Origin of the sequence: Paenibacillus sp. FSL P2-0322 (genome assembly GCF_037975315.1) — a bacterium.
Lineage (GTDB): Bacteria > Bacillota > Bacilli > Paenibacillales > Paenibacillaceae > Paenibacillus > Paenibacillus polymyxa_B.
The window spans coordinates 3,881,450-3,894,913 of the sequence record NZ_CP150243.1 but is presented as its reverse complement, the minus strand read 5'-3'; the positions used below and the strand labels follow the sequence as shown (position 1 = coordinate 3,894,913).

At 47.9% G+C, this 13,464-nt stretch carries 1 protein-coding gene; it reads left to right on the top strand.

Annotation, left to right across the window (positions count from 1 at the left end; all coding sequences use genetic code 11):
- Window positions 1–50: 50 nt before the first annotated feature.
- Window positions 51–13,451 carry an SDR family NAD(P)-dependent oxidoreductase gene (locus tag MKY24_RS17180; RefSeq protein WP_339200500.1) on the top strand — a complete coding sequence of 4,467 codons (13,401 nt, stop codon included), beginning with the start codon at window positions 51–53 and terminating at the stop codon, window positions 13,449–13,451.
- The last annotated feature ends 13 nt before the right edge of the window (window positions 13,452–13,464 follow it).

The following is a 13,464-nucleotide window of genomic DNA, read 5'->3' as shown; positions in this document are numbered from 1 at the left end:
ACAGCCAACACGATATTTGTCCTATTTCATACAGCTAGGAGGACATGTTTATGGATTCAAAAGATATTTTTCGTGCGGTGCAAGCAGGGGAAATCAATTATGAAGATGCTGAAAAACAATTGCTTCAATTTATTGGCGAGCTCCCGGATGAATCATTGGAAGCCAGTCCACAGGAATTATCAGAAGGATGGGCTTTCACGTTGCAACCATTGGACAGCTTCCACACGTCGGAGGATGGGCAGGAGATAAGCGCCTCCCAAATGAAGGTACAGTCTGTGGTTGAATTGCAGGAATTTGAGCACGGGATTGTCTTGTTGAAAATGAAGGACACGGCGCACAAAAATACATTTTCCGATGAACTAATTATCGGCCTGAATCAGGCGTTTGAGACAGTGCAGGCTAACGAGAATTATAAAGTTGTGATTCTGACGGGATATGACACCTACTTTGCCACAGGAGGCACCCAAGAGGGGTTGCTGGCTATCCATGAGGGAAAGGCGAAATATAGCGATACCAATGTTTACAAGATTGCTTTGGATTGCAAGCTGCCCGTCATCGCTGCTATGCAGGGACATGGGATTGGTGCTGGCTGGTGCATGGGGATGTTTTGCGATTTTATCGTGATGAGTCGGGAAAGCATCTATACTACTAACTTTATGAAGTACGGCTTTACTCCCGGAGCGGGTTCGACCCTGATTTTCCCTGAGAAATTCGGGGTTAGTATGGCACAGGAAATTCTATTTACAGGTACTAGATATAGTGGTTCGGAACTGGAAACCAAAGGGGTTCCTTTTCCGGTTGTACCGAGGAATGAAGTGGTGCCGCACGCCATGCAGCTGGCAAGAAAACTGTCTGAGTCTCCCAGGGAGTCATTAATTGAGCTGAAAAACCATATGGCCCAATCGATAAGAGAAAAGCTGGCGGCTACTATTGAAAAAGAAATAAAAATGCAGGATAAAACGTTTGTGAATCAGCAAGAAGTTAAAGAACGGATTCAATTCGCCTATGGACAGCTGCCGAATAGCAATGATTCCCACAAAACGGTCAAGCATGCTGATTCTAAAAAAGCTATGCTAGATATGCCGCGCGGTCAGGAACATAAGGAGTCTATCGCAATTATTGGTATGGCAGGGCAATTCCCGGAATCAGGGACTTTGGCTGAATTTTGGGACAATCTGGCTCAGGGCAGGGATTGTATATCGGAAATCCCTTCAACGCGATGGTCAATCGATGAATATTACGATACCGATCCCAAGGCTCAGGGAAAAACCTATAGCAAATGGATGGGTGTTTTAGAGGATGTAGATAAATTTGACCCGTTGTTCTTTAATATATCCCCTGCAGAAGCAGAGATGATGGATCCTCAACAGCGCCTATTTCTTGAAAGCAGCTGGAAATGCATTGAAGATGCTGGATTAAATCCAGCCTCACTGTCGGAGAGCCGTTGCGGTGTTTTTGTAGGTTGTGCAGCCAGTGATTATGGGAGGTCCATGAGTGGGCAGGGGCTAAATGCGCAGGTTCTTATGGGAGGGTCGCCTTCAATTCTATCCGCTCGGATTTCGTATCTGCTAAATTTGAAAGGTCCTTCTTTGGCTATTGATACCGCATGCTCTTCCTCTCTGGTGGCTATTGCTGAAGCCTGCAACAGTCTCCTTTTAGAAACAAGTGACCTTGCTTTGGCAGGCGGAGTCATGATTATGGCTGGTCCGGGGATGCATGTTATGACTAGCAAGGCAGGAATGCTGTCCAAGGATGGACGGTGCTTTACCTTTGATGCCCGTGCAAACGGGTTTGTCCCCGGAGAAGGAGTTGGGGTCATTTTATTAAAACGGCTCTCTGATGCAGTCAGAGACAAGGACTCCATATATGGAGTTATTCGGGGATGGGGAATGAACCAGGATGGAAAAACCAACGGAATAACTGCCCCAAGTGTAAATTCACAAATCTCGCTGGAAAAAGACGTATATCGACGGTTTAACATTCATCCCGAAACCATCTCCATGATAGAGGCCCACGGAACAGGAACAAAGCTGGGTGATCCTATCGAGGTGGAGGGACTTACGGAATCATTCCGATCCTATACAAGCAAGAAGGGCTATTGCGCATTGGGGTCACTGAAAAGCAATATGGGTCATATGATGACTGCGGCCGGAGTGGCCAGTGTGATGAAAGTGCTGCTGGCCATGAAGCACCACCAATTGCCGCCTACCATTCATTTCGAATCCTTAAATGAGCATATTTCTCTGGAGGATAGTCCGTTCTATATTAACACCAGCCTGCAAAGCTGGGAGCCCGAACCGGGAGTACCCCGGCGTGCGGGCGTAAGTTCTTTCGGATTTAGCGGCACTAACGCTCATATGGTTATTGAAGAATATGTTCCTGTAGTCTCTGCGGTGAATCTACCCCCAGTGGGTAAAGACAACCCGGGACTATTTGTGCTGTCCGCTAAAAGTGAACAATCCTTGAAAACCTATGCAGCAGATATGATGAATTTTGTTAAGTTGCACGAAAGCGTTAATCTCACGGACCTGACCTATACCTTGCAAGTGGGAAGAGAGGCCATGGACTGGCGTCTCGCGTTTTTGACGGATTCAAGAGAAAATCTGATAGATGAACTTGAACATTTTATTAACGGAAACTCGTCGGAAAAAGTGCTGATCGGCCGTGTGAACTATGCAGGTGGCGGAATCGAACTCTTGGATTCGGACGAAGACACTGGAACCCTGGTTCGGGCCTGGACTGAGAAGAAAAGACTTGATAAGGTAGCCAAATTGTGGGCCAATGGCGCAAGCATTGAATGGAACGCACTTTATGGAGATATCAAGCCCAGACGAATCAGTCTGCCGACCTATCCTTTTGAAAGGGCACGCTATTGGTTATCCGAAACAGACACTGGGCAAGGCAATGTAAATCTGGCTGTGACTGCCCAAATTCATCCTTTATTGCATCAGAATATTTCCGATCTCTCCGGACAACGTTATAGCTCTACTTTTACAGGCCGGGAATTTTTCCTGTCGGACCACAGAATCAAGGGCCAACAAACATTACCCGGGGTGGCTTACCTCGAAATGGTGCGAGCAGCTGTAGAAGAGGCAGTGGGGGCCGTAGTAGAAAGCGAGACCCATATTCAGCTGAAAAATATCGTATGGGCTCGGCCTGTGGTTGTAGCAGACGGACCGGTCAGGGTACTCATCAGTCTATATCCCCAGGACAATGGAGAGATTGCGTTTGAAATATGCAGCGGGATGGAAGGGGCCGACGCTGAAGGTATTATACACAGTCAGGGAATGGCTGTGCTGGAGAGGGCTGGCGAGCTACAGTATCTGGACCTGAATGTCTTACGGGCAGACTGTACCCGCACACCACTTTCTTCAAGCCAATGCTATGAAGCTTTCAAAGCCATGGGGATAGACTATGGACCCGCACACCGTGGCATTGAGGCAATCTTTCGAGAAAAGGATTACGTGCTGGCCAAGCTGTCCCTACCATCCTCTGTACTCCATACTCAAACTGAATTTGTACTGCATCCAGCTTTGATGGATTCAACTTTGCAGGCCACAATCGGCTTGGTAATGGGTTCGGAAGAAAATTTGCCTGTAGGCAAGCCAGCGTTACCCTTTGCTTTGGAGGAACTGAAGATTTCCGAAAAATGCACTCCAGTGATGTGGGCCCGGATCTCTCACGATGGGAGTGAAGAGACGTCGAATGGATTAAGCAAGGTGGATATTGATCTGTGCGATGAGACCGGAAAGATTTGCGTGCAGCTCAAAGGACTTTTATCCAGAGCTTTGGAAGGAGATGTGGGGCAAGCCAGCATCACTGAGGATATGGGTACACTGATGCTTGAGCCTGTCTGGCAGGAGACACCTGTCACCACAGGGGTGAACGCTAACGAAGATATCCAGCATGTTGTGATCCTGTGTGAAGTGGATGGTATCTCCGGGGAGGATATTGAAGCCCACATGGATGGTACTCGCTGCCTTGTTTTACAGTCCTCCAGCATGGATATGGACAGTCGGTTTGAAGATTATACCATTCAGATATTTGAAGAATTGCAAAGCATCCTGCTAGACATCCCCAAACAGAAAGTTTTGATACAGCTTGCAACCCGCGCTCGGAAGGACCAACAGGTTTATTCCGGGCTCTTTGCAATGCTGAAAACCGCTCAAAAAGAAAATCCGAATGTCATGGGTCAGCTGCTTGAGCTTGATGTAGAGGATAATGTCGAAGGAATCATTGAGAAACTACAAGGGAACCGGAGTGGCCTGCATAACGAACGGATACGGTACCAAGGGGACAAACGACAGGCTTTAATGTGGCAAGAAATTGAAGCCTTACGTGAAGATGCAGACCTGCCGTGGAGAGATGGTGGGATCTATCTCATTACTGGTGGCTTAGGTGGCCTGGGGTTTATTTTTGCCAGAGACATTGTGCGCAATGTGAAAAACTCCACCGTCGTATTGGTGGGTCGGTCATCACTTTCTGCGGACCAAAAGGCTCTGTTAAGCGAACTGAGAGCGCTGGGCGGTCATATAGAGTATCAACAGGCAGATGTGGGCCACAACGAATCGGTTACCGGGTTAATTCATGGTATCGTCGAGCAATTTGGCGGCCTTAACGGTATTTTGCACACAGCCGGAGTGATTCGGGACAACTTCATCATCAAGAAGACTAAAGAAGAGGTTAGAGAAGTGCTGATTCCGAAGGTCTCAGGGGTGGTGAATCTGGACCAGGCCAGCAGAGACCTGCCTCTGGACTTCTTTATCTTATTTTCCTCGGGCGCAGGAAGCCTTGGCAATATAGGACAGGTTGACTACTCCGCTGCTAATGGCTTCATGGATGCGTATGCCTCCTATCGAAATGTTTTGGTGACAGCAAAGCAGCGCCAGGGGCAAACGCTGTCGATAAACTGGCCTCTGTGGAAGGATGGAGGCATGCATGTCGACCTGGAAACGGAAAGGGCGATGCAAGACCTGGGCATGATTGCCATGCAAACGGAGAATGGAATCAAAGCTTTGTATCAAAGCCTGTCTTCCGGCAGAAGTCAGGTTATGGTGATCGAAGGGTATCCCCAAAGGATTAAAGCGGCAATTTTAGGCCAGCTCTCGGAAACTGATGTCTCAGGCCGATCTGTAATGGAAAGCGGAGGAGCACCGCTTATCGGAGAAGAATGGCTAAGGGAAAAAGCGGAGGGTTATTTGAAAACGGTACTTTCAACCGTGATCAAGCTGCCCGCTGAAAGTATAGATGTAAATGCACCAATGGACAGGTATGGGATTGACTCCATACTGGTTATGCAGCTTACCAATGAATTGGAAAAGACTTTCGGCTCATTACCGAAAACATTATTTTTTGAATACCAGAATCTCCGGTCATTGACGGGTTATTTCCTTGAATCGTATCGCGGTCGGCTGATTGATGCTGTAGAAGCGACAGAGAAGAATACGGCTCCTGATGCAGGCCCGAAAGTACCTATAAAAGCAACCATAGAGCCTTTAGTGTCGATATCGGCTAATCGTAGGCGTCCATGGCTTTTCCCGACAGGTATACAGCCACATCAGGAGAAGAAGGCATTAGACATTGCAATTATCGGCGTGTCGGGGAGATATCCGGGAGCATTGGGTATCCGAGAGTTCTGGGACAACCTAAGGGATGGAAAGGATTGCATTACAGAGATTCCTAAGGAACGCTGGGATCACAGTCTGTACTTTAATGAAAACAGAGGCAAGCCCGGAAAAACCTACAGCAAGTGGGGAGGGTTCATCGATGGAGTGGACTGGTTTGACCCGTTGTTTTTCAATATTTCGCCAAGGGAAGCGGAAACGATGGACCCGCAGGAGCGCTTATTCCTGGAATGCGTTTATGAAACGATAGAGGATGCAGGTTATACGAGAGAAACCCTTTGTGCAGAGCGGGAGCTTGGCGGCATAGAAGGCAATGTCGGGGTTTACGTCGGAGTGATGTACCATGAGTATCAACTCTATGGAGCCCAGGAACAAGCCAAGGGAAGGATGATTGGACTTCTCGGGAATGCCTCGGCGGTTGCCAACCGGGTATCGTATTTTTGTAATTTTCAAGGGCCAAGTATCGCTGTAGATACCATGTGCTCCTCGTCACTGACATCAATTCATATGGCCTGTCATGGACTACAGCATGGAGAATGCGAACTGGCAGTAGCAGGAGGGGTCAACGTCTCCATCCATCCTAACAAATACCTATTGTTGGGACAGGGAAGTTTTGCATCAAGCAATGGGAGATGTGAAAGCTTCGGACAGGGAGACGGATATGTACCGGGAGAAGGAGTCGGGGCTTTGCTGCTCAAGCCATTAGCCAAAGCCATAGCAGACGGAGACCGGATATATGGAGTTATCAAAGGAACTGCAGTGAACCACGGGGGAAAAACCAACGGCTATACCGTACCTAACCCCAACGCACAGGCCCGTGTGATTGGTCAGGCAATTAAGGAGGCAGGAATCAACCCCAGAACCATCAGCTATATAGAAGCCCATGGAACAGGAACTCCACTGGGAGACCCGATTGAAATTGCAGGCTTACAGAAGGCCTTCCGGAAATATACCGGCGATAAGCAGTTCTGTTCAATCGGGTCGGCGAAGTCTAATATCGGGCATTGTGAGAGTGCTGCTGGTATCGCCGCGGTGACAAAGGTGCTTATGCAGTTGAAATATAAACAAATCGTGCCTTCGCTACATGCAAGTACCTTAAATCCCAATATCGACTTCAGCGATAGTCCCTTTAAAGTTCAGCAAGAATTAGAAGAGTGGAAAAGGCCTGTAGTTGCCATCAACGGTGAAACCAGAGAATACCCAAGGGCAGCAGGAGTATCGGCCTTTGGTGCTGGGGGCTCTAACGCTCATGTGGTCATCGAAGAATATATTCCAGAAGAAGCTAGTCAGCAGCAAGCTGCTCCTGCATCCCTGAATCCTGTCATAGTCGTGTTGTCGGCCAAAAATAAGGAAAGGCTGGACGAGCAGGTGCAAAGATTGCTGTCTGCACTCAGAGAACTGAATGACCCGCATACAAGTCTCTCAGATATCGCCTACACGCTGCAAATCGGGCGAGAAGCGATGGACGAACGTCTGGCGATCATTGCAAAATCCATCCAAGAGCTTGACTGGAAATTGGAAGGCTTCCTACAAAAAAAGGAAGGCGTAGAAGAACTGTATAGAGGACAGGTAAAGCGTAATAGAGGAGGGCTTGTCACTCAGGAAGTCGATGAAGATATGGCTAAAATGATTGATGCATGGGTGGACAAAGGGAAGTATGGAAAGCTCGCTGAACTTTGGGTTACGGGACTGATTTTGGATTGGAACAAGCTTTATGAGGATGTGAAGCCTCGCAGGATGAGTCTGCCAACCTATCCTTTTGCCAGAGAAAGCTATTGGATACCCGTACATGAGGAAAAGAGCGCCGCAATAACAGAAGCCGCTTCGTCCCAATCATCCTTTTTGACACCTTTACTGCATCAGAACACTTCAGACTTTCTGGAACAGCGGTTCAGTTCAACGTTTACAGGCGAGGAATTTTTCCTCAAGGATCATGTTGTGAAAGGTCAAAAGGTTCTGCCTGGCGTAGCCTATCTTGAGATGGTACGGGCGGCTGTAGAACGTTCCACAGGAGATATGGACAACAGCACAACAGGAATCCGTTTGAAAAATGTAAACTGGATTCGGCCCATTGTGGTGCACAACCAGCCAGTTCCTGTACACACCAGGCTATCCCTGGAAGACACCGGAAAAATCAGCTTTGAAGTGTATAGCGGGCAAGTAGGAAGCGAAAGAGGGCATACCGTGCATAGCCAAGGTGATGCGGTGCAGGTTTGCGTAGAGCAAAAACCGAGACTAAACCTTAAGGCGTTACAGGCAGATTTTGGTCAACACAGGTTTAACGGATCGCAATGTTACGAAATCTTCGAGGAAATGGGAATGGATTATGGCCCGGCATACAGATGTGTGGAGAAGGTATATACACATCCGGGCAGGGTGCTAGCCGAGCTGGCATTGCCTTCCTTCATTTCTAATATGGCGGACAGCTTGGTCCTTCACCCCAGCTTGCTGGATTCGGCCTTGCATGCATCCATCGGGCTAATCATGGGCCAAGAGAAAGAAGGGCTACCGGGTAGCGCTGTACCAGCTACGCCTCATATGCCGTTTGCCCTCCAAGAGATTGAGATTTATGGGGCATGCACCCCGACCATGTGGTCGTTGATTCAATACAGCGAGGGCAGCAAGAAAGAAGACAAGGTACAGAAGCTTAATATTGACTTGTGTGATGAGGAAGGAACTATTTGCGTCAGAATAACAGGATTATCCACCCGGGCGCTGGACGGAGAAGTCGTCATTGAAAATGCACAAGGCGCAGCAGAAGGAGAAAGTGCCGCCGACCCGCTTGTAGGATCCGTAATGCTCATCCCGAAATGGGACCCGGCTGCTGTAAAAAAAGATGTCGTTTCCCCCTCACCGACAGACCGATTGGTCATTGTGGGTGGTACTGACAAAGACAGACAGGCCATCCGGGAGTATTATCCTAGGGCGCATTTCTTGGAGCTTCAAGCACACGATTCCATTGAAACAGTTGCCTCAAAGGTAGAAGAATATGGAGCCGTTGACCATATTCTGTGGATTGCACCCTGTGCTCCCGTCGAATCGGTGATTGCCGAATCCTTGATCAAGGAACAGGAGCAGGGAGTCCTACTCTTCTTTAGAATGGTCAAAGCGATGCTTTTATTGGGATACGGGACGAAAAAGCTAGGCTGGACAACGATAACCAATCAAGCTCAGTCGATGGATCAGAACGATACAGTCAACCCGACTCACGCAAGTCTTCATGGGCTGGTAGGCACCATGGCCAAAGAATATCCGAACTGGAAAATCCGTATCCTTGACCTGCAATCCGATGATGACTGGCCACTATCCGATATAATTACGCTGCCTTCGGACCGGCAAGGACGGATGTGGGTTTTCAGAAATGGGCAGTGGTATCGGCAGCAATTGATTCCATTCAAACAGACTTCAGGTTTAAAAGGACAGACGCTATACAAAGCCAGAGGCGTCTATGTGGTCATCGGGGGCGCCGGCACTATCGGAGAGGCTTGGAGCAAGTATATGGCCTGTACCTACCAGGCCCAGACGGTGTGGCTAGGCAGAAGGCAAAAGGATGCTTCTATCCAGGCCAAACTGGACGGATTTGAAGGCCTGGGACCTGTTCCATGCTATATCACGGCGGATGTAGCAGACGAAAGGGAGCTGCAGCGGGCATATGAGGAAATAAAACAGCGGTACTCCAACATAAACGGTGTGGTCCACTCAGCCATTTCATTTTTGGAGAAGGGCTTGGAAGATTTGACGGAGGAAGAGTTCCGGTCAGGGCTTTCAGCAAAGGTTGATGTCAGTGTACGCATGGCTCAGGTCTTCCAAAATGAGCCGTTGGATTTCGTATTGTTCTTCTCTTCCATGATTACCTATGTAAAGAATCAGGGACAAAGTAGCTATGCTGCCGGAAGTACCTTTAAAGACGCGTTTGCGCATCGTCTTTCGCAGGAATGGCGTTGTCCAGTGAAGGTCATGAACTGGGGATACTGGGGGAGCGGCGAAAACAATGCCTCCCAAAATGGAGGGCAGGAGGTAGAAAACTACTCCAGACTGGCGCAAATAGGTGTTGGGCTCATTGACCCGCAGGAGGGGATGGAGGCGCTTGAGACGCTTCTTGCCTCACCGATAGACCAAATGGGGCTTATGAAAACAACAAGACACCTGGAGATGGAAGGGACTAATCCGACGGAAGAGATTGATCTCTACTCGCCTAATTCGGCTCCGAATCTCAGGGATATTCAGGAAAATATTGCTACAGCAATACAATCAAGAAGCCATTTTATCGAAAACTATGCTGCAGACGATATGGGCGACCTCCAGGAAAGGGAGATGGAACATCTCCTAAGCAGGTTGTTACGGGAGCAGCTCTTGTCCATGGGGTTATCAGGGACAGATCGTCAGTCCGTCGACGAGTTCAAAAATAAACTCGGACTTCCTGAGCTATATGGCAAATGGCTAAAAGAGAGCATGGAGATTTTGGCACAGATGGATAACGACCTATCAGGTAGAAACTCCAGCTTGACGGATCGAGATGATGTCTGGCAGGAATGGGAAGAGCGCAAGCGTACTTGGCTGCAATATCCGCAGATGAGAGCAAGGGTCAATTTGGTTGAGACAACGCTACGAGCTTTACCGGAAGTGCTTACCGGAAAATCGTCTGCGACCGAAATCATCTTCCCCAATTCCTCAATGGAACTAGTGGAAGGAATTTACAAGAACAATCTGGTGGTGGACTACTTTAATGAAGTACTTGCTGATACTACTGCCGCTTATATCCAGGAGAGGATTATGGCCGACGCCGCTGCGGAAATCAGAATTCTGGAAATCGGCGCGGGCACCGGAGGGACCAGTGCCACGCTATTCCTGAAATTGCGCCCATACCGCAAACACATTCAGGAATATTGCTATACCGATATTTCCAAAGCCTTTTTGATGCACGCGGAAAAAGAGTATGGGCCGCATAATCCGTATCTCAGCTACCAGATTTTTAATGTTGAAGAACCTATTGCTGGGCAAGGTGTTGAGACGGGTAAATATGATATTGTCATTGCCGCTAATGTACTTCATACCGCAAAAGACATCCGCCAGGCGTTACGTAATGCTAAAGCGGTTTTGAAAAGCAACGGCTTGCTCCTGCTCAATGAAATCACAGGTAGTAGCGTGTTTACCCACCTTACCTTCGGATTGCTAGATGGTTGGTGGGCGTATGAGGATCCGGAATGGCGTATTCCTGGATGTCCAGGGCTTCACCCTCAAATATGGGAAACCGTACTGGACAAAGAAGGTTTCCATGCAGCGTTCTTCCCGGCGCAAGAGGCGCATGATTGGGGCCAGCAGATTGTTGCAGCCCAAAGCGATGGCTTGGTTCGGCAAAAGCGACAGCACAAACGAAGATCAATATTGATAGAGAAAAGAACCGTAGAAACGGTATCAATGAAACAACGAACTCAACCCAAAATAGAGGTAGCACAAGCAGAGGTAGAACATGTGCTGCGTGAAAAAAGTACGGCGTATTTTAAACATTTGCTTGGTGAGACGCTAAAAATGGAACCGGGAAGTATCGACTCAACGGTTGCCCTGGAAGAGTATGGAATCGACTCGATATTGGTTGTGCAAATCACAAATGTTTTGCGTGAAGTCATTGAGGATTTTGCCAGCACGCTGTTTTTTGAGTACAACACCATAGATGATCTAGTAGCATACCTTCTTCAAACGCAAAAGGACTCGTTGAAGAAGCTGGTAGGAATGAAGGAACAGGAGTTGACCGAAGAGACTTCCAGAGTTGAAGAGGTCCCTGCTTCGCAATTACTCGCTACTGTCCCAATGAAGTTTGACCGGGGAGGGCGTTTCCTTAAGCCTTCTGACAGCACAAAGGAAAAGCCAACGATACGATCCTCCAATATCAGGGATGTTGCGATTGTTGGGCTGTCAGGACGCTATCCGGGAGCTCGTAATATAGAGGAATATTGGAACAATCTAAGAGAAGGTAAAAATTGCATAACTGAAATTCCGAAAGACCGTTGGGATTGGAAGACCTACTTTGACCAAGAAAAAGGGAAAAGGGGCACAATCTATACGAAATCGGGCGGTTTTATCGAAGGCATTGATTTATTCGATCCGTTATTTTTCAAGATTTCTCCCGCAGAAGCCGAAACAATGGATCCGCAGGAAAGACTTTTCCTGGAAGCAGCATATGCAAGCATAGAGGATGCTGGGTATACCCCTGCCAATCTTTGTGAGAGTAGAAGAGTCGGTGTATTTGCAGGTGTTATGAACGGAAATTACGGTTTGGGACCTCAATATAATTCCATCTCAAACCGGGTTTCCTATCATTTGGATTTCCAAGGTCCGAGTATGTCCTTAGATACCGCTTGCTCTTCCTCATTGACGGCGATCCATTTGGCTTTGGAAAGTCTGTATAGCGGTACAAGCGAGTGTGCCATTGCCGGGGGAGTCAACTTGATTGTAGACCCTATACACTATATCAAGCTGTCGGCTATGACGATGCTTTCTAAAACGGGTGAATGTAAGTCATTCGGAGATCAGGCAGATGGATTCGTCGACGGAGAGGGTGTCGGCGCGATTGTGTTGAAGCCGTTGGAGAAGGCCATTGCAGATGGCGACCATATTTATGGAGTTATCAAAGGGAGCATGCTAAATGCTTCAGGTAAAACCAGCGGTTATACAGTACCTAGCCCTCAAGCTCAATCCTGGTTGATTGAAGAAGCGCTCCAGCGTGCGGATGTCGATGCAAGGACAGTTAGTTATATTGAAGCCCACGGAACCGGTACAGCTCTGGGAGATCCTATTGAAATTGCAGGATTGACAAGGGCATTCGAAAAATTCACAAAGGATAAGCAGTTCTGCGCCATAGGGGCGGTCAAATCGAATATAGGCCATTGTGAGAGTGCAGCAGGCATTGCAGGAGTGACTAAAATATTGTTGCAGCTTAAGCACAGCCAGCTAGTACCATCCTTACATTCAAGGAAGTTGAACCCTGAAATTAATTTCAACAATACTCCATTTATCGTTCAGCAAAGCCTGGAGGAATGGAAGAGACCGGTAATTACAAGCGATGGAATCACAAAAGAATATCCAAGACGAGCTGGAATATCTTCTTTTGGTGCAGGCGGGGCAAACGCCCATATCGTGATTGAAGAGTATATTCCCGAGTATCAAGAACAGTCTGGAACAGAATCCGACTCTCAGGGACCTGCTATGATCGTATTGTCGGCCAAGAGCGAGGAGCAGCTTAAGGAAAAGGGACGGCAGCTGCTGAATGCTCTTCAGGGTCAGCTATCCTCCGCAAGCCTATCGGATATTGCTTACACGCTTCAGGTGGGGCGCGAGGCGATGGAGGAGCGTTTAGCCGTACTTGTGGAATCTACCGCAGAGCTTGAGGAAAAATTAAAGAGTTTTGTGGATGGACGTCATAACATGCTCAACCTATATAGGGGACAGGCTAAACGCAACAGAGAATCGTTGTCTATTTTTTCGGGGGACGAAGACTTGCAACAAATGATCGATCTTTGGATTTCCAAAAAGAAATATACCAAGCTTTTGGAGCTGTGGGCTAAAGGGATAAACTTGGATTGGAAAAAACTTTACACAGGGAAGATGCCTCACCGTATCAGCCTGCCTACCTACCCTTTTGCTAAAGAGCATTACTGGACTTCTGAAAGCAAGGATCAAGTAAAAGCCTATGCATTATTTTCGCAGGGTGAGAGCGATGTAGACTTTGATGATATATTGTGCGGCAGACTCTTGGATGAAATGATGAACGATACCCTGTCTGTTGATGAGGCTGCCAGTGAAATCCTCAATATATGTATACGTAAATGAGAAGTTTCTACGT

What these genes read in the sequence shown, in the direction of transcription:
- MKY24_RS17180 (WP_339200500.1), top strand. Translation starts at nt 51, where the DNA reads ATGGATTCAAAAGATATTTTTCGTGCGGTGCAAGCAGGGGAAATCAAT.